The following is a 20,611-nucleotide window of genomic DNA, read 5'->3' on the forward strand; positions in this document are numbered from 1 at the left end:
TCCGGTACCACATTCCGGTACGCCAGCGGTACCATAACCCCGTACCATTCCGAATGGAGGCGGCAGATGCCCATAAGCGCCAGCGAGGCCCGCAAGACGCTGTTCCCCCTTATCGAACGCGTCAACGATGACCACGTCCCCGTACGCATCAGCTCCAAGAGCGGTGACGCGGTGCTCATGTCGGCCGCCGACTACGACTCCTGGCAGGAGACGGTCTACCTGCTGCGCTCCCCCGCGAACGCCCGCCGGCTGATGGAAGCCGTCGCACGCGACAAGGAAGGTGCCGCGAGCGTAGTAAAGAGCATGGAGGAGCTCCAGAACCTGGCCGGTGACGAGTGAGGAGTGTCCATTTCGACCCGGGCGCCTGGGAGGACTTCCTCTTCTGGCTCGGGGCGGACCGCAAGATGGCCAAGCGGATCACCCGCCTGATCCAGGAGATCCAGCGGTCCCCGTTCGCCGGCATCGGCAAGCCCGAACCGCTCAAGGGCGACTTGACGGGCTACTGGTCCCGCCGGATCGACGACGAACACCGACTGGTCTACCGAGCCGACGACAAAGAAGTGAAGATCCTCAAGGCCCGCTACCACTACTCGGACTGACGTATCGCCATCTCGTCGACCCGAGCAGCGCGGGAAAGCCGAAGGCCCCCGGCCGCGACTGACGTCGCGGCCGGGGGCCTTCGCCCACATGGGATGAGTGGAGATGGCGGGAATCGAACCCGCGTCCAACGGTGCAGAAGCAGGGCTTCTCCGAGCGCAGTCCGCTGCGCTTTTCTCGGCCCCGGAGATCACACGGACAAGTCTCCGACGGGCTCAGTCACTGTTTGATTTCCCTCCGGCCCCCGTGACCGGGGCTAGAGGTTTAGATCCCTAGTTGACGCCAGGATCCGGACCGGGACCACTTCCGGGCTGACGCTCCTCACAGAGGCTTCAGCTCACTGTTATTAGGCAGCGAGGGTGAAGCGGGAGTTATCGCTCTTGGAGTTGGCGATTATTTTTTGCGACATGTGGTTAGCGAGATCATTGCCGCTTCCTCGGCTCGCTTCCCCTGCATCGACATCCGCTGTCGAAACCGATCATCCCCATGTTTCACGCTGTTCAGTTAGGTACTGCACAATGTGCTCCACCCCGGGGGGCGGTGCTGACGCCATGGTACGCGAAGTGGACCACCGCGTGCCAGGCGATTAAACCGTGCCGCGCTGCTTGCGACGGATGGCCGAGATCACCCGGTTCGTCTCGCGGGTGTCCTGCTTCTCGCGCATCGTCTGCCGCTTGTCGTACTCCTTCTTGCCCTTCGCCAGGGCGATCTCGACCTTCGCGCGGCCGTCCTTGAAGTACAGGGCGAGGGGCACGATCGTGTGACCCGACTCCTCCGCCTTGCGCTCCAGCTTGTCGATCTCCTCCCGGTGCATGAGGAGCTTGCGCTTGCGCCGGGCGCTGTGGTTCGTCCAGGTGCCCTGGCTGTACTCCGGCACGTGCACGTTGTAGAGCCAGGCCTCCCGGCTCTCCACCGACACGAAGCCGTCCACCAGCGAGGCCCGGCCCTGGCGCAGGGACTTGACCTCGGTACCGGTGAGCACGAGACCGCACTCGTAGGTGTCGAGGATCGTGTAGTCGTGCCGCGCCTTCTTGTTCTGGGCGATCAGCTTGCGCCCTTTTTCCTTAGCCATAGTGCGGTCATTTTCGCACTACGGACCCACCCCGAGGCCACCCAATACCGTGACGGCCCGCTCCTCGGCCCACTCGCCCCCCGGTACGTCGGGGGTGATGCCGGCGCCGTCGAGGCTGCGGCCCGCCGGTGTGCGGTACGTGCCCACGGTCAGCTCGGCCACCGAGCCGTCCGGGAGCTCGGTCGGCATCTGCACCGAGCCCTTGCCGAAGGTCCTGCTGCCCACCGCCACCGCCCGGCCGCGGTCCTGGAGGGCGCCCGTGACCAGTTCGGCGGCGCTCATCGTGCCGCCGTCGACGAGGGTCACCAGCGGTCGGGTCGTGTCCCCGCCCGGGGCAGCGTTCAGGACGCGCTGCTCGCCCCGTACGTCGTACGTCGCCACGAGCCCGCCGTCCAGGAAGGCCGAGGCGGCCGTGACGGCCTCGTCCACGAGCCCGCCGCGGTTGCCGCGCAGGTCGAGCACGACCCCGCCGCCGGCCGGGGCCGCGCGGACGGCCGCCCTGACCCGCTCGCCGGAACCGCGGGTGAAGGAGGTGACCTTGACGACGGTGACGTCGCCGGCGAGCTGCCGTACGGTCACCGGCTCGGCGCTCAGCCGCTCGCGCAGGACGGTCTCGGTGAGGTCGGAGCCGTCCCGGCTCAGGTTCAGCACGACGGGGGTCCCGGCGGTGCCGCGCAGCAGCGCGACCACGTCGGCCACGGCCAGTCCGGTCACGGCGTGCCCGTCGACGCTCAGCAGCCGGTCCCCGGCGCGCAGGCCGGCCCGGGCGGCCGGGCTGCCGGGCTGCACCCCGTCGACGTTGATCATGCCGTCCCGGGCGCGCACGGCCCAGACCCCGACACCGGTCCAGTGCCCGTCGAGGCCCTCGGCGAAGGCGGCGTACTCGCCCCGGTCGTAGACCGTGCCCCAGCGGTCGCCGCTGCGGCTGACGACCTCCTGCGCGGCCTTCTTGCCGGACTTGCCCTCGGCGACGGCCTCGGCGGCGGCGCGGGCGACCGCCTCGCGGTCGGCGGTGCCCGGCGCGCGCGGGGCGCCGGGCGCGGAGGCGTCCGCGGGTGCGGCGGCCGCGGCGCCCTCCTCGCGGTCCCAGCAGCCGGTGAACGCGCCGACGGCGACGACGGCGACGAACGTTAACGTCAAAACGGCCCCGCGACGTGGGTCACGGGGCCGGAGACAGAAGGCGGGGACACTCGGCAAGCCCAGCATGGCGCCGAGTCTAGGACAAGCCCCGCGCCGGTACGGATGGTTGGCCGTACCGCTCGCGGGGCGCTTGTCACACCTTCAGGTACTTGCGCAGGGCGATGAAGGCGGCCATGGAGGGCATCAGGAGGCCGATGAAGAGCACGTACGGGAGCTTGGCCAGCACCGATCCCCAGCCCATGAAGTCGATGAGCTGGATCTTGTCGCGCAGGCCGACGCCGTGGTCGATCACGAAGTACTGGCCGGAGACGAGCATGGCGCAGGCGAAGAGCGCGCCGATGAGCCCGGCGACGGCGGCCTCCATGATGAAGGGGACCTGGATGTAGAAGCTGGACGCGCCCACGAGCCGCATGATCCCGGTCTCCCGCCTGCGGCTGAACGCCGAGACGCGCACGGTGTTGACGATCAGCAGCAGCGCCACGATCAGCATGATCGCCATGATGCCCACGGCGGCCATGTTGAGGTAGTTGAGGATCCGGAAGAGGTCGTCGATCGCCTGGCGCTGGTCGTCGACGGTGTGGATGCCGTCGCGGCCCGCGAAGGCGGAGGTGACCACCTTGTACTTCTCCGGGTTCTTGAGCTTGACCCGGAAGGACTCCTGCATCTGGTCGGGGGTGATGGAGGAGGCCAGGGCGGTGTGCCCGTACTGCTCCTGGTAGTGCTTGTACGCCTCGTCGGCCGACTCGTAGGTGACCGACTTGACCAGGGACATCGCCTTGAGCTCGGTCTCGATCTGCTTCTTCTGCTCTTCGGTCACGGCGCCCTTGCGGCAGGTGGCCACGCCGCCCGCGCCGCCGCCCGCGGTGTTGGCGGCGGCCTCGCCGGCCTCCTGGGCGTCCTGCTTGTTGCAGAGGTAGATCGAGACGTTGGCCTTGTCGTACCAGTAGCCCTTCATCCTGCCCACCTGCTCGCTCATGAGCAGGGAGCCGCCGAACAGGGCCAGTGACAGGGCCACCGAGATGATGACCGCGAAGGTCATGGTGAGATTGCGGCGGAGGCCGACGCCGATCTCGGACATGACGAACTGGGCGCGCATGACTCTGGGGGGCCTTTCAGTGCTGGTAGCCGTAGACGCCGCGCGACTGGTCGCGCACGAGTCGGCCCTGTTCGAGTTCGATGACGCGCTTGCGCATCTGGTCGACGATCTGCTGGTCGTGCGTCGCCATGATCACGGTGGTGCCGGTCCGGTTGATCCGGTCCAGCAGCTTCATGATCCCGACGGAGGTCTGGGGGTCGAGGTTGCCGGTGGGCTCGTCCGCGATCAGCAGCGCCGGGCGGTTGACGAAGGCGCGGGCGATGGCCACGCGCTGCTGCTCACCGCCGGAGAGCTCGCCGGGCATGCGCTCTTCCTTGCCGCCCAGGCCGACCAGTTCGAGGACCTGCGGGACGGCCTTGCGGATCTCGCCCCGGGGCTTGCCGATGACCTCCTGGGCGAAGGCCACGTTCTCGGCCACCGTCTTGTTGGGCAGCAGGCGGAAGTCCTGGAAGACGGTCCCCAGCTGGCGCCGCATCTGCGGGACCTTCCAGTTGGAGAGCTTGGCGAGGTCCTTGCCCAGGACGTGCACCTGGCCGTGGCTCGCCCGCTCCTCGCGCAGGATCAGGCGCAGGAACGTGGACTTGCCGGAGCCGGACGAGCCGACCAGGAAGACGAACTCGCCCTTCGCGATGTCGAGGGAGACTTCTCTGAGTGCGGGACGGCTCTGCTTCGGGTAGGACTTGGAGACGCTGTCGAATCGGATCACGGGTGCACCACGGTCGCCGGGAGTAGGTGTGCGTGACCATACGCGAACGGGCGCGAGGTGGGGACCCGGCATCCGGAGTTGTCCGCTTTATCCCCTGGTCCGGGAGGGTCCGGACCGCGATTGCCCGGACGGGCCGCGCCGAATGTCGGCGAAGCTGGCACAGTGGTAGGGGGAACGCTCCGGTTCCCCGTGCCGTTAGGCAAGAAGGAAGACCGAGGGGACGAGAGGAGGAGCGCATGACATATGACCGGCTCGTGTGCGCGAACTGCGCCGCACCCGTCAGCCAGGGCCGCTGCCCGGTGTGCCGGGCGAACCGGGAGCGCCTCCAGCAGGAGGGCCCCTTCTCCGGCCTGAACCCCGTGACGCTCATCGTGCTCATGGTGGTCCTCGTGGCAGCTCTGGTGCTGGTGGCCCAGCAGACCGCCTAGGAGGCGCTGTCCGGGCGGGACCCGGCGCCGGTACTCGTCGGTGCCCGCGCCGCGTACCGATCACAGTCGAGCGGAAGGGCCCGGACACCTCGTGGTGTCCGGGCCCTTCCCGTGTTCCGTGCGGGCGCCGCACTGCGTGCGTGCGCCGCGGAGCGCCTTACGCGGTCTGCTCCTGCTGCTTGCGCCAGCGGATTCCGGCCTCCAGGAAGCCGTCGATCTCGCCGTCGAGGACCGCCTGCGGGTTGCCGACCTCGAACTCCGTCCGCAGGTCCTTGACCATCTGGTACGGGTGCAGGACGTAGGAGCGCATCTGGTTGCCCCAGGAGCTTCCGCCGTCCTTGAGGGCGTCCATCCTGGCCTGCTCCTCCTGGCGGCGCCGCTCCAGCAGCTTGGCCTGGAGGACGTTCATGGCGCTGGCCTTGTTCTGGATCTGCGAGCGCTCGTTCTGGCAGGAGACGACGATGCCGGTCGGGATGTGCGTGATGCGCACGGCCGAGTCGGTGGTGTTGACGCCCTGGCCGCCGGGGCCGGAGGCGCGGTAGACGTCGACGCGCAGCTCGGACTCGTCGATCTCGACGTGGTCGCTGGTCTCGACGACCGGGAGCACCTCGACGCCCGCGAAGGAGGTCTGGCGGCGGCCCTGGTTGTCGAAGGGCGAGATGCGCACGAGGCGGTGGGTGCCCTGCTCGACGGAGAGGGTGCCGTAGGCGTACGGGGCCTTGACGACGAAGGTGGTCGACTTGATGCCGGCCTCTTCCGCGTACGAGGTCTCGTAGATCTCGGTGGAGTAGCCGTGGCGCTCGGCCCAGCGCAGGTACATGCGCTGGAGGCGCTCGGCGAAGTCGGAGGCGTCGACGCCGCCGGCCTCGGCACGGATGTTGACCAGGGCCTCGCGCTCGGCGTACTCGCCGGAGAGCAGGGTCCGGACCTCCATCTCGTCCAGTGCCTTGCGCACGGACGCGAGCTCGGTCTCGGCCTCGGCGAGGGTGTCGGCGTCGTCCATCTCCTGGGCGAGCTCGAAGAGCACCCCGAGGTCGTCGATGCGCCCGCGCAGGGTCTCGGCCTTGCGGACCTCCGCCTGGAGGTGCGAAAGCTTGCTCGTGATCTTCTGGGCGGCGTCCGGGTCGTCCCACAGGGACGGCGCGGCGGCCTGCTCCTCGAGCACGGCGATATCTGCCCTCAGCTTGTCGAGGTCCAGGACGGCCTCGATCGACCCCATGGTCGAGGAGAGGGACTTCAGCTCTTCGGAAACATCGACGACTGCCACGGGTCCAGCGTAGCCGGTCCGGGGCCGGGCCCGTCCGGGCAGGCCGGATCACCCGTTCTGATGATGGCTCGCACGGGCGTACGCTCACCGTATGACCGTTCTCCTCGTCAAGCGCCGCCATGTGGACTACATGCGCGTCACGACGACGAGCTGTCAGCCGCCGGACCGAACCCAAGCCTGATCCACACCGATCCGACTTGGTCCTGTACGCGGCCCGAGCGGCCGCCGGCACCATCCCTGCCGGCGGCCCCGCCCCACCCGCTGCCCCGCCACCTCTGGGGAACAGGACCCCGTGACATCCGAAACGGAGCCGTCATGCCGTCCGCGCACTCTCTCCCCGTCCTGGACCTCTCCCAGGCCGACGACCCGGCCCAGCGGGCCGATTTCCTGAAGAAGCTGCACGCAGCAGCCAGGGACACCGGTTTCCTGCACCTGACCGGGCACGGCGTGACCGCCGCCGAGAGCGCCCGCATCCTGGAGGTCACCCGGACCTTCTTCGCCCTCCCGGAGGCCGACCGGCTCGCCGTGAGCAACCTGAACTCCCCGCACTTCCGCGGCTACACCCGGATCGGGCACGAGCTGACCGGCGGGGCCTCGGACTGGCGCGACCAGCTGGACGTGGGCGCGGAGCGGCCCGCGCCGGCCGTGGGCCCGGACGACCCGGCGTACCTGTGGCTGGAGGGCCCGAACCAGTGGCCGGCCGCCCTCCCCGAGCTGCGCACGGTGGTCCTGGACTGGCAGACCCGGCTGGCGGCGGTCGCGCACCGCCTGCTCCAGGAGCTCCTGGTCTCCATCGGCGCCCCGGCCGACTTCTTCGACGAGGCCTTCGCCGACCGCCCCCACCTGCACACCAAGCTGATCCGCTATCCCGGATCGGCCCCGTCCGGCGCCGACCAGGGCGTCGGGGCGCACAAGGACTACGGCTTCCTCACGCTCCTGCTGCAGGACTCGGTGGGGGGCCTGCAGGTGGTCCGGGACGGCGGCTACGTGGACGTGCCGCCGATGCCGGGGGCCTTCGTGGTGAACCTGGGCGAGCTGCTGGAGATCGCGACCGAGGGGTACCTGACGGCGACCGACCACCGGGTGGTCAGCCCGCCCGGGGCGGTGGAGCGCTTCTCGGTGCCGTTCTTCTACAACCCGCGGCTGGACGCCGTGGTGGAGACCGTGCCGGGCGACTACCTGCGCGCGGCGCCCGGCGTCGCGCACGACGCGTCGAACCCGCTGCACGCCGAATACGGCCGCAACGAGCTGAAGGGATGGGTCCGCGCCCACCCGGCCGTCGCACGCCGCTGGCACCCGGAACTCGTCCCGGCCTAGCCCCTCCCGGGCGGGGCACGTCCGCCGATCGGAGGTTCGGGGGCAGGGCCCCCGAACCGCGGCGCGGCACCCGCCGAGGCACCCGCTACGGCACCCGGGGGACGGACTGCTGCTTGTTGTCCTGGGGCCGGGGCTCCGGGTCGTCGCCCGAGAACGCCAGCCAGCCGCCCAGTCCGACGGCGGCGGCCAGGGCCACGGCGACCGCGGAGAGGGTCAGGCGCCGCTTGCGCGCGGCCTCGGCGCGGTGCCGGGCCGAGCCGGGCCGGTGCCCGCCGGCCGGACGCGGCACACGGGCCGTACCCAGCGCCCCGCCCGCCAGCTCGTCCGGCCCGGGCACCCGCATCGAGGTGTGGGTGTCCCGGTTGGAGTCGGTCGCCGACCCGGGCACCAGCGGGACCACGCTGCGCCGCCGCACCGGGGCGGCGGAGGGCTCCTCGGAGACCGCGGGCTCCGGTTCCGCGTCGTCCGGCTCGTCCACGTCCAGCGGCGGCATCCCGGCCAGCATCGGCAGCAGGTCCCGCAGGCGGACCGAGAGCTCCGAGGCCCGCAGCCGCGAGGCCGGGGCCTTGGCCAGGCACTGCACCATCAGCTGCCACAGTTCGTCGGGGATGCCCGGCAGCGGGACGACCGTCTCCGTCACGTGCCGCCGCAGGACCGCGCCCGGGTGGCCGCCGCCGAAGGGCGTGAATCCGGCCAGCAGCTCGTACAGGACGGTGGCCAGGGCGTATATGTCCACGGCCGCGCGCGGGGGCAGGCCCTCCACGATCTCCGGCGCCAGGTAGTCCGGGGTGCCGATGATCCGGGTCGTCGGGGCGGTGGCCCTCCCCGCGGGGGCCCGCCGCGGGGAGTCGATCAGCTTGGCGACGCCGAAGTCGGTCAGCAGGGCCGGGTGCGAGCCGCCGGGGCCGAGCGGACCCTGCATGTCCAGCAGGACGTTCTCCGGCTTGACGTCCCGGTGCACGACACCCGCCGCATGCGCCGCGGCCAGCGCGTCGGCCACGTCCGCGACGATCGCCACGGCCGCCTCGGGGGCCAGCCGGCGCTCGCGGTCGAGCCGCGTGCGCAGGTCCGTACCGCGGACGAGGTCCATGACGAGGGCGAGGTCGTTGCCGTCCACGACGAGGTCGCGGACGGAGACGACGTGCGGATGCTCCAGGCCGAGCAGGGCGCTGCGCTCCTGGACGAAGCGTCCGACCAGTTCCTGGTCCGACGCGAGGTCCTCGCGCAGGAGTTTGACGGCGACGGGCCCGTCAGGCCCCTCGCCCAGCCACACCGTGCCCGCGCTGCCGCGCCCGAGGATCTGGTGCGCGGTGTACCGGCTGCCGATTTTCCGTGCCACGACTGCTCCCTCAGTGGCTGGCGTACGCCCCAAAGCTACGCGGCCCGATGGGCTTCGGAGGCCAGCAGGGGGCCCGATTCGCGACGACCTTCACTTCTGCGGGCGAAATCACGCCCCGGATGTCGACAAATCCACGAAGTCGGCGCTACCGGCCCCGGTTCAGGGGGTGCCGGAGCCGGAACCCGAGGAGCCCGAACCCGCCGAGTCGCCGATCGCGGTGACCCAGTCGACGACGCCGCTGCCCCAGCTCCACACCTGGTCCCACCATCCCTTGCCGGTGCCGACCCACTCCTGGAGCGGGGTCAGCTCCCAGATCAGCCAGCCCGCCACGAAGAAGACCAGGATCAGCACGAGGCAGCCCTTGAGGCAGCCGAGGCCGGGGATCCGGACCGGGTTGGCGCTGCGGCGGCGCGGCTCGCGCGGCTCCCGGGGGGCCGGGGGCTGCGGCGGTGCCTGCTGGGGCTGCTGCGGCTGGCGGTACTGCGGCTGCTGCGGGGCCTGCTGCGGCTGCTGGTACTGCTGGGGCTGACGCTGCTGCGGCTGGTAGTGCTGCGGCGGCGGGGGCGGCGGCGCGTACTGCTGCTGCGGAGGCTGCTGGGGCTGGCGGTACTGGGGCTGCTGCGGCTGCTGGTACTGCTGCTGCGGCGGCGGGGACTGCCGGTACTGCTGCGGCTGCTGGGGCCGGTGCTGCGGCGGCGGGGGCGCCTGGCGCTGCGGGCGGCGGCGCAGCGGGTCGTCCTCGGGGGCGAGGTACTGGATCTGCGTCTGCTCGTTGCGGTCGCGGGCGGCCGCCATCTGCGTCTGCCACGGGTGGGGGGCGTCCGGCTGCTGCACGGGCGGCATGACCGAGGTCGGGTCGGCCCCGGGGCCCGCGGTGGAGGGCAGCACCGAGGTGGCGTCGGCGGCGCCGACCGGCGGCATGACGCTGGTCATGGCGTTCGGGTCGTAGGCGCCCGCCGGGGACCCCGCCCCGGACGGCAGCACCTGGGTGGGGTCGGCGGCGCCGGGGGTCTCGGGGACCGGGGCCGGCGAGGGGTCCGGCGCGAGGAGGGCGCCCACGCCGAGCGCGGCCTCCACCTCGGCGGCCGTGGAGTGCACGCCGATGCCGGAGGCGACCACGCGCAGGCCGCGGGCCAGGCTCACGGCGCTGGGGCGCTCGCCGGGCTCCTTGCGCAGGCAGCGCTCGATGACCGTCCACAGCGGCTCGGGCACGGTCGAGGGGCGCTGCGGCTCCTCGCTGAGATGGCGGTGGAGCACTTCGAGCGCGGTGCCGCCGGCGAACGGCGGCCGGCCGGTGAGCAGTTCGTAGAGCAGGATGCCAGCGCCGTAGATGTCGACGGCGGAGGTCTGCGGGCGGCCCTCGGCCGACTCGGGGGCGACGTAGGCCGGGGTGCCGACGAACTCGTGCGTGCGGGTCAGTCCCGGGGAGTCCGCGAGGCGGGCGATGCCGAAGTCGGTGAGCATCGGCTTCATCTGCCCGCCGCGCTCGTCGAGCAGCACGTTGGCCGGCTTGAGGTCGCGGTGCACCACGCCGTCGGCGTGGCTGGCGGCGAGCGCGTCCGCGATCTGGGCGGTCAGCAGGCTCGCGGCGACGGGGGTGAAGGGGCCGTTCGCGCGCAGGTACCGGTGCAGGTCCGGGCCCTCGATCAGGTCCATGACCAGGGCGAGGAGGTCGCCCTCGACGACGAGGTCGCGGGTGCGCACGATGTTGGGGTGGGTCAGGCGCAACAGGACCGAGCGCTCCCGCAGGAAGCGCATGACGATGTCGGCGTCCTGGGCCAGCTCCTCCTTGAGGACCTTGATGGCCACGGTCTCGCCGGGCTGTCCCGCGACGGCCGCCTCGGCGCCGGCGGTCTCCCTCTGGCGGGCACGCCAGACGGTGCCCGTGGCGCCGCGCCCGAGCGGCTCCTCGAGCAGGTATTTACTGCCGACTGGCCGCACGTCTCGCGCTCCCCTGCTGTCGTCTGCTGTGGTCGATCCGTCGAGTGGTTTTTCCGGCCCACTCTAGGGGGTGTCCCCCCGGAAGACGCCGGTCCGCCGAGGTTGGTTGCCGCACATATGTACGGAGGGTGACGTTTTCGGGGTATGCCGGGGGCGATTTTCCCCTTCTTTCCCCCGCTCGCGGTCCGGATTCGATCGGGCCCTTGCCCGGCCCGCGACAGATCAAGATCATTTATTGCCGGGTGCCGGGCGTGTTGTCCGCGACAGGTGCGAGGATGCACCCGTACGGACGGCACGGGACGGGAGCCCGCCTTCCGGGCAGACCTGACCGGACGACGCGTCCGTGCCGGGTGGGGGCGATCGGGCACGCGTGTCACGGGACCCCCTGCCGGGCGCACACACCGCGCACCGCGCAGAAGGGACCGCTGACGGCGATGCAGATCCGGCTGACCGTCCTCGGGTCGCGCAGCGGCCACCAGACCGCGACCGCCCCCGCGAGCTGTGACGTGCTCGTCACCGCGCCCGCCGGCACCGCGCTGGCCGCGGTCGCCTCCGGGCTCGCGGCCACCGTCGGCGGCCCCGACACCGGCGGCACGGTCGTGCTGTACGCGGGCTCCGAGCGCCTCGACCTCCAGCGCCGGGTGCTGGGCGAGCCCCCGCTGGTGGACGGCGCGGTGCTGGCGCTCAACGCGCCGATGCCGGACGTGCTCCCCGAGGACGGCCTCGGCGCACCCCAGCTGCACGTCGTGGCCGGACCCGACGCGGGCGGGGTGCACCTGCTGCACGGCGGGCAGATCCGGGTCGGCCGGTCCTCCGACGCCGACGTCCCGCTGGACGACCCCGACGTGTCCCGGATGCACTGCGCGGTGACGGTGATCGACGACGGCCGGGTGGCCGTGGCCGACCTGGACTCGACGAACGGCACCACCCTCGACGGCTCCCCGGTCGGGAGCCGGCCGGTCCCCCTGCCCCCGGGGGCCCTGCTGCAGGTCGGCGAGTCCACCCTGCGCCTGGCGCCCGCGGGCGCGCCCGCGCTGCCCGTGACCCCGGACCAGGAGGGCCACCTGGCCCTCTCCGCACCCGCCGGACCCGGCGGCCCGGCAGGCCCCGCCGGCCCCGCGGGGGCCTTCCCCGACGTTCCCGGGACCGCCGCGGGCGCCCGCGGCCCGGCCGGCCCCGGCGCCGGCGCGTACGCCCCGCACGCGTCGGCCGCGGCCCCCGGCCCGGTACCGGGTGCCTCCGGCACCGGCGCGGGCACCGCCGGGCCGTACGGACCGGCCGGCGCGGTCGGCGCGGCCCACCCCGGCAGGCCCGGCTCCGCCGACGGCCCCGGCGCGGCCGGGCCGGACGGGTCCCGGCCCGGATCCGGCCGCCGCAAGGGCATCGGCGCGTGGGCCCGCAAATGGGTGCGCGGGGAGGACGTCGCCGAGGCCGCCGCGGAGGCCGTCGTGGCCGCCACCCCGCCGCACCCCGACGACCCGGCCGCGCTGCTGCTGGCCGCGATGGGGCCCACCGGACTCCTGTGGTCCCGTACGTCCGGGCGGAACGCCGGTTCCGCGCTGCTGGAGGTCGGGCTCGGCACCGGGAGCCGGGTGTCGCTGCCCGCCGTCGGCGCCCTCGGCCTGGCCGGCCCTCGGGCCCGGCTGTCCGGGGCCGCCCGCTGGGTGGTCGCGCAGCTCGCGGGACTGCACGCACCGGGGCAGCTGGAGATCGTGCTCGTCTGCGCGGACCGGGCCCGTCCGCTCGCCGACCGGCGGCGCGACTGGGGCTGGCTGGGCTGGCTGCCCCATGTACGGCCCGCGCACGGCCAGGACTGCCGCCTGCTGCTCGCCTTCGACCGCGACCAGGCCGCCGCCCGCACGGCCGAGCTGACCCGGCGCCTGGACGACGGGCCGCTGGGCGCGCACTGGGCGAGCGCCCCTGCCGACCGGGTCCGCGAGACGGCCGACGGCTACGCGGGCCCGTACACCCTCCTCGTCCTCGACGGCGACCCCGGCACCGGCGCGCTGCGCGACATCACCGGCCGGCTCGCCTCGCACGGCCCGGCCGCCGGGATCCACGTCCTGGCGCTCGCCGAGGCCCCGGCCGCCACCCCCGCGTCCCCGGTCGCCGACACCTACGAGTCCGCCTGCGCGGGCAACCCCGCCTTCCGGGACTGCGGTGCGGTCGCCCTGCTCAGCGGGGACGTGGCCACGGCCGTACGGACCTTCGAGATCCGGGGCGGCCGGCCGGTCCCGACCGGGGGAACCGCCGTCTCCGACGCCGTCTCCACCGCCTGGGCCGAGCGGTTCGCCCGGGCCCTGGCACCCCTGCGGCCCACCGACGGAGGGGCCGGCGGCGGGAGCGGCGGGCCGAGCCGGCCCACGGCCGCCACCCTGCCCGCCACGGCCCGCCTGCTGGACGAGCTGGGGCTGGCCCGGGCCACCCCGGCCTCCCTGATGGCCCGCTGGGCGGCCGCCACCGACCGGGGACAGGGCCAGGGCGGCCTGGCCGAGATCGTGCTGGGCAGCGGGCGCCGCGGCCCCGTCGGCACCGAACTGGTCCACGACGGCCCGCACCTGATCGTGGAGGGGCCGGCCGGCAGCGGCCGGACCGAGCTGCTGCGCTCGGTGGCGGCTTCGCTGGCCTCGGGCGCCCGCCCGGACCGGCTCGGCCTGGTCCTCCTCGACGGGGCCGGCGGCGAGCGCGGCGACGGACTGCTCCCCTGCACCGAACTCCCGCACGTCTCGGCCCACCTGGTCGCCTCCGATCCGCTGCGCATGCGGGAGTTCGCGCAGGCGCTGGGCGCGGAGCTCAAGCGCCGCTCCGAGCTGCTGGACGGCGTCCACTACGCGGAGTGGCACGCGCAGCGCGAGGTGTCCGGCCGGATGGTCGCGCCCCGCCGGCCCGCCCCGGGCGAGGTCCGCGGCGACGGCGGCCCGTCCGCCGGCCCGCCGGGCGCCGGCGAGCCCGTACGGACGGGAACGCTGCGGCTGCGCGCCTCGGCCACCCGTACGGATCCGGTCGGGCCGAGCCCGCTGCCCCGTCTGGTGGTGCTGGTGGACGACCTCGACGCGCTGGTCGCGCCCGGGCTGGGCAGTGCGGGCCGGCCCGCCGCCGGCTCGGTGGTGCGGGCGCTGGAGGCGGTGGCCCGCGACGGCGCCCGGCTCGGCGTGCACCTGGTGGCGAGCACCTCCCGCCCGGACCGTACGGCCGACTCCGGCCCGGCCCGGATGGCCGCCCTGCGGGTGGAGCTCGAAGCGCCGGACCAGCCGGGGCCCGGCCGCGGCGTGCTCCGCTTCGCGGACGGCCGTACGGTCCCCTTCCAGGCGGGCCGGGTCACCGGGCGGATCCCCCGGACGGCGACCCTGCGGCCGACGGTGGTCCCGGTGGAGTGGGAGCGGATGGGTGATCCGCCGGCCCGCCGTCCGGTGCGCGAGCTGGGCAACGGCCCGACCGACCTCGCCCTGCTGGCCAGCGCCCTGGACCGGGCCGCGCACCTGGTCTCGGCGATACCCGTGCTGTTCCCGCCGGCGCCCCAGGACGCTTCCTAGAACGGGCCCGGGGCCGCCCCGGTACGGCCCGCGGGAGGGCTGCGGGGCCGCCCCCGGGAGGGCTGCGGCCTCGCGCCCGTCCCGGTGACGCGGTATTGCGGGGCCGCGCGGGTCGGCGTAGACCTTGTGGTCCGGGACACACCACGGGTATCGGGGGCAGAGCCATGCGCGAGCACGGAACGGGCCGTACGCATCTCAGGTGGGCGGCGCTGGCCGCGGCGGGCGCGCTCGCGCTCACCGCGTGCGGGAGCGACGCGGAGAAGGAACCGGCGCCACCGCAGGGGGCCACGGCCTCGCCCGGGGTGGAGTTACCGCGGCTGGACGGCGAGAAGCTCCAGGTCGCGGCGGTCTGGACGGGCCCCGAGCAGGAGAACTTCACCAAGGTCCTCAAGGAGTTCGAGAAGCGCACGGGGGCTTCCGTCACCTTCGTCCCGGCCCAGGACCCGATCGTCACCTTCCTCGGCACGAAGATCGCCGGCGGGGCTCCCCCGGACGTCGCGCTGCTGCCGCAGGTCGGGGCGCTGGTCTCGGCGGTCCAGAACAAGTGGGCGCAGCCGGTGGGACCGGAGGCGCAGGCGCAGCTGGACAAGAACTACTCGGCGGGCTGGAAGTCGCTGGGCGCGGTCGGCGGCACCCAGTACGGCGTCTACTACAAGGCCGCCAACAAATCGCTGATCTGGTACAACGCGAAGGCCTTCGAGGCGGCGGGCGTCAAGCCGCCGAAGACCTGGAAGGAACTGATCACCGCGGCGGACACCCTGTCGGCGTCGGGCACCCCGGCGGTCTCCGTCGCGGGAGCGGACGGCTGGACCCTCACGGACTGGTTCGAGAACATCTACCTCTCCCAGGCCGGCCCGGAGAAGTACGACCGGCTGGCCAAGCACGAGATCAAGTGGACGGACGACAGCGTCAAGCAGGCCCTGACCACGCTCGGCGAGCTGTTCGGCCGCAAGGACTTCCTGGCGGGCGGCACGAGCGGAGCGCTGGCCACCGAGTTCCCGAAGTCGGTGACGCAGACCTTCACGGGCGGCGACCGGCCGGCGGCCGCGATGGTCTTCGAGGGCGACTTCGTCGCGGTGAACATCGGGCAGACCGAGGCGAAGATCGGCGAGGACGCCCTGGTGTTCCCCTTCCCGGCGGTGGGCGAGAAGGCGCCGGTGGTCTCCGGCGGTGACGTGGCCGTCGCGCTGAAGCCCTCGAAGGGCGCGCAGGCGCTGCTGACGTTCCTGGCGTCGGCGGACGCGGCCGAGATCCAGGCCCGCGAGGGCGGTTTCGTCTCCCCGAACAAGGCGGTCGACCCGGCGGCGTACCCGAACGACATCCAGCGGGGCATCGCGAAGGCGCTGATCGCGGCGGGCGACGACTTCCGCTTCGACATGTCGGACCAGGCGCCGGCGGCGTTCGGCGGGACGCCGGGCGCGGGCGAGTGGAAGGCGCTCCAGGACTTCCTGGCGAACCCCTCCGACGTGGCGGGCACCCAGGCGAAACTGGAGGCGGACGCGGCCAAGGCCTACGGGAACTGATCCCGTGACGGCCCCCGCCGCGCACGGTCTGTCCACCGAGGCCCGGCGCCGCCGTCTGGTGGCGGCGGCGTTCCTCCTGCCGGCCCTGGTGCTGCTCGGCGCGCTCGTCGTGCAGCCGATCGGCTACTCGCTCTACCGCAGCTTCTTCGACCGTTCCGGCGACGTGTTCGTCGGCGGCGGCAACTACCGGGAGATCTTCGCCGACGACGGCATCCGCACCGCCCTGAGGAACACGGCGGTGTGGGTGGTGCTCGCCCCGGCCACGGCCACCGCCCTCGGGCTGATCTTCGCGGTGCTGACCGAACGGGTCCGCTGGGGAACGGCGTTCAAGCTGCTGGTGTTCATGCCGATGGCGATCTCGATGCTGGCGGCGGGCATCATCTTCCGGCTCGTCTACGACCACGACCCGGACCGCGGCGTCGCCAACGCGGTATGGGTCGGCGTCCACGACTCCTTCGCCCAGTCCTCGGCCTTCCCCAAGGCCCGGCCGGGCCGTGACTCGCCGCTGGCGGACGCCGGCGGGGGCGCCTTCGTGACCCGCGAGCCGGTGCGCGCGGGCACCCCGGTGCTGCTCCCGCTGGTGGGCGTGGCCCCGGAGGCGCTGCCCGACGGGACCCGCACGGCGGCCGCCCCGCCCGCGGAGGCGGGGAAGGTCACCGGCACGGTCTGGCAGGACTTCACCCGGGGCGGGGGCGGCACGACGAACGCGGTCGACAGAAGCGAGCAGGGCTTCTCCGGGATGCGGATCGAGGCGGTCAAGGACGGCCGGGTGGTCGATACGGCGACGGCCCGCGCCGACGGCACCTTCACGCTGTCGGAGAAGGCCGACGGGGCGCTGCTTCGGCTGCCCGCGGCCAACTTCCGGGAGGCGTACGGCGGGGTGGAGTGGCTCGGCCCGGCGCTGGTCACCCCGGCGGTCATCGGCGCGTACGTGTGGATGTGGGCCGGTTTCGCGATGGTGCTGATCGGGGCCGGGCTGGCCGCCGTACCGCGCGAGCTGCTGGAGGCGGCGCGGGTGGACGGGGCGAACGAGTGGCAGGTGTTCCGGCGGATCACCGTGCCGCTGCTGGCGCCCCTGCTGGCGGTCGTGCTCGTCACGCTCGTCATCAACGTCATGAAGATCTTCGACCTGGTCTTCGTGATCGCTCCGGGCGCGGTGCAGGACGACGCGAACGTGCTGGCGCTCCAGCTGTACCGGACCTCCTTCGGCACCGATGCCGATCCGGGGCTGGGCAGCGCCATCGCCGTCCTGCTGCTGTTGCTGGTGATTCCGGTGATGCTCGTGAACATCCGCCGTCTGCGGAAGGAGGGGGCCCGATGACCCGTACCGAAGCGGCGCCGGCGGCTCCCCGGGCGGCGGCACGGACCGGGCGCTCCGCGGGCGGCCTGGCGGGGCGGGTCGCGGGCCGGCTGGCCGGTGGGGCCGTGCGCGTCTTCCTCGTCGTGGCGGCGCTGTTCTGGCTGCTGCCCACCCTGGGGCTGCTCGTCTCCTCCCTCCTCTCCCCGACCGACCTCAACGACGGCGGCTGGTGGCAGGTGTTCGGTGCGCCGTCGCGGCTGACCGCCGACAACTACGAGCGGCTGCTGGCCAACGACACGATCACCTCCTCGCTGCTGAACACCTTCGCGATCGCGGTGCCGGCCACCCTGCTGGTGCTGGTCCTCGGCTCGCTCGCCGGATACGCCTTCGCCTGGCTGGAGTTCCCCGGCCGGGACTGGCTCTTCCTCGTGGTCGTCGGGCTGCTCGTCGTGCCCGTGCAGGTGGCGCTGATCCCGGTGTCGGAACTCTTCGGCACCATCGGGCTGTTCGAGACCACGGCGGGCGTGGTGCTCTTCCACACCGCCTTCGGGCTGCCCTTCGCCGTGTTCCTGCTGCGCAACTTCTTCGCGGAGATCCCGCGCGAGCTGCTGGAGGCGGCCCGCCTCGACGGGGCGGGTGAACTGCGCCTGTTCACGCGGGTGGTGCTGCCGCTGGGCGGCCCCGCGATCGCCTCGCTCGGCATCTTCCAGTTCCTGTGGGTGTGGAACGACATGCTGGTGGCCCTGGTCTTCGCCGACTCGGCCAACCCGCCGATCACGGTCGCGCTCCAGCAGCAGGTACGGCAGTTCGGGAACAACATCGACGTGCTGGCGCCCGGGGCGTTCCTGTCGATGGTGGTCCCGCTCGTCGTCTTCTTCGCCTTCCAGCGGCAGTTCGTCACGGGGGTGATGGCCGGCGCGGTCAAGTAGCCCGCGCACTCGCCTCGTACCCGCCCCACGTGCACCGTTGACGCTCCGTAACCCGAATGCCGCACACTGCGTAACCCGATCGCCGAGCCGGGGGTTCCTGGGCCATATGCCCGCGCCGACCCCTGGATGTCCCGTGCCCCGGTTCAGCGTCATCGTGCCCGCGTACAAGGTCCAGGCCTATCTCCAGGAGAGTCTGGACTCGGTCCTGACGCAGTCGTACCCGGACCTGGAGCTGATCGCCGTCGACGACGCCTCCCCCGACGCCTGCGGTTCGATCATCGACGAGTACGCGGCCCGCGACCCCCGGGTGACCGCGGTGCACCTGGCGCACAACCTGGGGCTGGGCCCGGCGCGGAACGCGGGCCTGGCCCGGGCCACCGGCGACTACCTGCTCTTCCTCGACGGCGACGACACCCTCGCCCCGGGCGCCCTGCAGGCCCTCACGGACCGGCTGAAGGCCACCGGCTCCCCCGACGTCCTGGTCTACGACTACGCGCGCGCCTACTGGTCCGGGGAACTGGTGCGCAACCGGCTCGCGCACCGGCTGTCCGAGGAGGGCCCGGCCAGCTTCCGCCTCGCCGACCGCCCGGCCCTGCTCGCCATGCTGATGGTGGTGTGGAACAAGGCGTACCGCCGCGAGTACGTCGAGCGCGAGGGCCTGGAATTCCCGCCGGGGCTCTACGAGGACACCCCCTGGACCTATCCGGCACTGCTGGCCGCGGAGTCCGTCGCCGTCCTGGACCGGGTCTGCGTCCACTACCGCCAGCGCCGCACCGGATCGATCCTGACCACCTCCACCCCCCGCCACCTGGAGATCTTCGACCAGTACGACCGGGTCTTCGGCTTCCTGGCCGGACGGCCCGAGCTGGAGCGCTGGCGCTCCACCCTGCACCGCCGGATGGCCGAGCACTTCTGCGCCGTGTACGCCGACGCGCGCCGCCTGCCGCGCGCCAGCCGGGCCGAGTTCTTCCGCCGGGCCGCCGCCCTGCTGCGCCGCTACCGCGCCCCGGGCGCCAGGAGTTCGCTGCCGCTGTCCCTGTCGCGGACCGACCGGATCCGCCACGCGCTGATGCGGCTGGGCGCCCGGCGCAGCTACCGGGTGCTGTCGGTGCTGCGTTCGGCGGGGTCGGCGCTGGGCCGGGCCGCCACGGCACTGGGGCGGGGCCTGCGGGAGTCCTCGATGCGGCTGCACTACCGGATCCAGCGGCTGCTGCCGCTGCGCCCGGAGCTCGCGGTCTTCTCCGCGTACTGGCACGGCGGCTACGCCTGCAACCCGGCGGCGATCGAGGCCACCCTGCGCGAACTGGCGCCCCGGATGCGGACGGCGTGGATCTGCGACCCGGCGCACGCCGCGACGCTCCCGCGGCAGACGGTGGCGCTGCGTCCGGGTTCGGCGGCGTACTGGAGCGCCCTGGCCCGGGCCGGGTACCTGGTGACGAACGTCAACTTCGACCGCGCGCTGGTCAAGCGGCCCGGCCAGATCCTGCTCCAGACCCAGCACGGCACCCCGCTCAAGCGGGTCGGCCTGGACCTCCAGGACCGGCCGGCGGCCACCCCCACCGCGGACTTCGCGGGCCTGCTGCGCGGCGCCGACCAGTGGGACTACCTGCTCTCCGCGAACCGGCACTCCACGCTGGTGTGGGAGAGGGCCGTCCCGTCCTCGTACACGACCCTCGAATACGGCTACCCGCGCAACGACGTCTTCCACCGCGCGAGCCGGACGGACGTGCTGGAGCTGCGCGAGCGGCTGGGGATCCCGGCGGGCTCGACGGCGATCCTGTACGCGCCCACCCACCGCGACTACCGCCGCAGCCGGCCGGACCACCTGGACTTCGAGCGGCTCCTGCAGGACCTGGGCCCGCGCTTCACGGTGCTGGTCCGCACCCACCTGACGTACGCGGACGCCGACCGCACGTGGGAACCGCACCCGCGCCTCGTGGACGTCTCGGCGCACCCGTCGGTGGAGGAGCTGTGCCTCGCCTCCGACGCGCTCGTGACGGACTACTCGTCCCTGATGTTCGACTACGCGGCGCTGGACCGGCCGATCGTGATCCACGCGGACGACTGGGAGGCGTACGAGGCGGCCCGCGGCACGTACTTCGACCTGCGCTCGTGTCCGCCGGGCGCGATCGCCCGCACCCAGGACGAGCTGGTGGACATCTTCACCACGGGCCACTGGCAGGGCTCGCGCTCCGCCCAGCTCCGCGCGGCCTTCCGCGCGCGGTTCTGCACCCACGACGACGGCCACGCGGCGGAGCGCGTGGTCCGCCGGGTCTTCCTGGGCCAGACGGTCCCGTCCCCGGCGGTCGTCCCGCTCCCGGACCGCCACCCGACCCCACCGGCCCCGGCCCCGACCCCCACCCCGGAACCGACCCTGGCGCACGTCTGGCCGTAGGACGCCCCGCCCTGCCCCACCCCGTACA

General features: G+C 73.1%; 16 protein-coding genes and 1 other RNA gene. 9 read left to right on the top strand and 8 right to left on the bottom strand.

Annotation, left to right across the window (positions count from 1 at the left end; all coding sequences use genetic code 11):
* Positions 1–66: 66 nt before the first annotated feature.
* Positions 67–339 carry a type II toxin-antitoxin system Phd/YefM family antitoxin gene (locus tag AB0O53_RS27240; protein ID WP_350999122.1) on the top strand — a complete coding sequence of 91 codons (273 nt, stop codon included), beginning with the start codon at positions 67–69 and terminating at the stop codon, positions 337–339.
* Entirely contained in the window at positions 336–599 is a 264-nt protein-coding gene (locus AB0O53_RS27245) for a Txe/YoeB family addiction module toxin (RefSeq protein ID WP_350999125.1), read from the top strand. Before AB0O53_RS27240 ends, AB0O53_RS27245 begins: the two co-directional genes overlap by 4 nt.
* Positions 600–694: 95 nt before the next feature.
* Here AB0O53_RS27245 and ssrA read toward each other — a convergent pair.
* From ssrA to ftsE, 5 genes are all read right to left on the bottom strand, one after another.
* Positions 695–1,083, bottom strand: a transfer-messenger RNA (tmRNA) gene (ssrA, locus tag AB0O53_RS27250).
* A gap of 100 nt (positions 1,084–1,183) precedes the next feature.
* Positions 1,184–1,669 (bottom strand): SsrA-binding protein SmpB, encoded by a 486-nt coding sequence (gene smpB / locus AB0O53_RS27255; protein WP_350999128.1) that lies wholly within the window; start codon positions 1,667–1,669, stop codon positions 1,184–1,186.
* A gap of 18 nt (positions 1,670–1,687) precedes the next feature.
* Positions 1,688–2,875 (bottom strand): S41 family peptidase, encoded by a 1,188-nt coding sequence (locus tag AB0O53_RS27260; protein WP_350999131.1) that lies wholly within the window; start codon positions 2,873–2,875, stop codon positions 1,688–1,690.
* 67 nt (positions 2,876–2,942) lie between these two features.
* Positions 2,943–3,905, bottom strand: a complete 963-nt coding sequence (ftsX, locus tag AB0O53_RS27265; RefSeq protein ID WP_350999134.1) for a permease-like cell division protein FtsX — start codon at positions 3,903–3,905, stop codon at positions 2,943–2,945.
* A 16-nt stretch (positions 3,906–3,921) separates the two neighbouring features.
* Positions 3,922–4,611 carry a cell division ATP-binding protein FtsE gene (ftsE, locus tag AB0O53_RS27270; protein ID WP_030011324.1) on the bottom strand — a complete coding sequence of 230 codons (690 nt, stop codon included), beginning with the start codon at positions 4,609–4,611 and terminating at the stop codon, positions 3,922–3,924.
* 236 nt (positions 4,612–4,847) lie between these two features.
* Between ftsE and AB0O53_RS27275 the strand changes: the two genes are divergently transcribed.
* Positions 4,848–5,039: a hypothetical protein gene (locus AB0O53_RS27275; RefSeq protein ID WP_365198949.1), complete on the top strand. Its 192-nt coding sequence runs from the start codon at positions 4,848–4,850 to the stop codon at positions 5,037–5,039.
* A 157-nt stretch (positions 5,040–5,196) separates the two neighbouring features.
* Here the strand turns inward: AB0O53_RS27275 and prfB are convergent, their stop codons facing one another.
* The gene (gene prfB, locus AB0O53_RS27280; protein ID WP_350999137.1) at positions 5,197–6,306 is read right to left on the bottom strand and encodes a peptide chain release factor 2; all 1,110 of its coding nucleotides are present in this window, start codon (positions 6,304–6,306) and stop codon (positions 5,197–5,199) included.
* 315 nt (positions 6,307–6,621) lie between these two features.
* Between prfB and AB0O53_RS27285 the strand changes: the two genes are divergently transcribed.
* A complete protein-coding gene (locus tag AB0O53_RS27285; protein WP_350999139.1) occupies positions 6,622–7,623 on the top strand; it encodes an isopenicillin N synthase family dioxygenase in 1,002 nt (333 codons plus the stop codon).
* Between the two features lie 85 nt (positions 7,624–7,708).
* On the opposite strand, the gene AB0O53_RS27290 is transcribed toward AB0O53_RS27285, so the two are convergent.
* The gene (locus tag AB0O53_RS27290; protein WP_350999142.1) at positions 7,709–8,962 is read right to left on the bottom strand and encodes a serine/threonine-protein kinase; all 1,254 of its coding nucleotides are present in this window, start codon (positions 8,960–8,962) and stop codon (positions 7,709–7,711) included.
* Positions 8,963–9,121: 159 nt separating this feature from the next.
* Positions 9,122–10,903 (bottom strand): serine/threonine-protein kinase, encoded by a 1,782-nt coding sequence (locus AB0O53_RS27295; RefSeq protein WP_365198953.1) that lies wholly within the window; start codon positions 10,901–10,903, stop codon positions 9,122–9,124.
* A 434-nt stretch (positions 10,904–11,337) separates the two neighbouring features.
* Between AB0O53_RS27295 and AB0O53_RS27300 the strand changes: the two genes are divergently transcribed.
* The 5 genes from AB0O53_RS27300 to AB0O53_RS27320 all read left to right on the top strand — a co-directional run bounded on the left by AB0O53_RS27300 (position 11,338) and on the right by AB0O53_RS27320 (position 20,583).
* Entirely contained in the window at positions 11,338–14,436 is a 3,099-nt protein-coding gene (locus AB0O53_RS27300; protein ID WP_365198956.1) for an FHA domain-containing protein, read from the top strand.
* Between the two features lie 164 nt (positions 14,437–14,600).
* A complete protein-coding gene (locus AB0O53_RS27305; RefSeq protein ID WP_350999148.1) occupies positions 14,601–15,959 on the top strand; it encodes an ABC transporter substrate-binding protein in 1,359 nt (452 codons plus the stop codon).
* Positions 15,960–15,963: 4 nt separating this feature from the next.
* Positions 15,964–17,280 carry a carbohydrate ABC transporter permease gene (locus AB0O53_RS27310; RefSeq protein ID WP_365198959.1) on the top strand — a complete coding sequence of 439 codons (1,317 nt, stop codon included), beginning with the start codon at positions 15,964–15,966 and terminating at the stop codon, positions 17,278–17,280.
* Positions 17,277–18,188: a carbohydrate ABC transporter permease gene (locus tag AB0O53_RS27315; protein WP_350999153.1), complete on the top strand. Its 912-nt coding sequence runs from the start codon at positions 17,277–17,279 to the stop codon at positions 18,186–18,188. The genes AB0O53_RS27310 and AB0O53_RS27315 overlap by 4 nt, the downstream gene beginning before the upstream one ends.
* A gap of 133 nt (positions 18,189–18,321) precedes the next feature.
* On the top strand, positions 18,322–20,583 hold the full coding sequence (locus tag AB0O53_RS27320) for a bifunctional glycosyltransferase/CDP-glycerol:glycerophosphate glycerophosphotransferase (RefSeq protein WP_350999155.1): 2,262 nt from the start codon (positions 18,322–18,324) through the stop codon (positions 20,581–20,583).
* The last annotated feature ends 28 nt before the right edge of the window (positions 20,584–20,611 follow it).

Origin of the sequence: Streptomyces erythrochromogenes (genome assembly GCF_040684695.1) — a bacterium.
Taxonomy (GTDB): Bacteria; Actinomycetota; Actinomycetes; order Streptomycetales; family Streptomycetaceae; genus Streptomyces; species Streptomyces erythrochromogenes_C.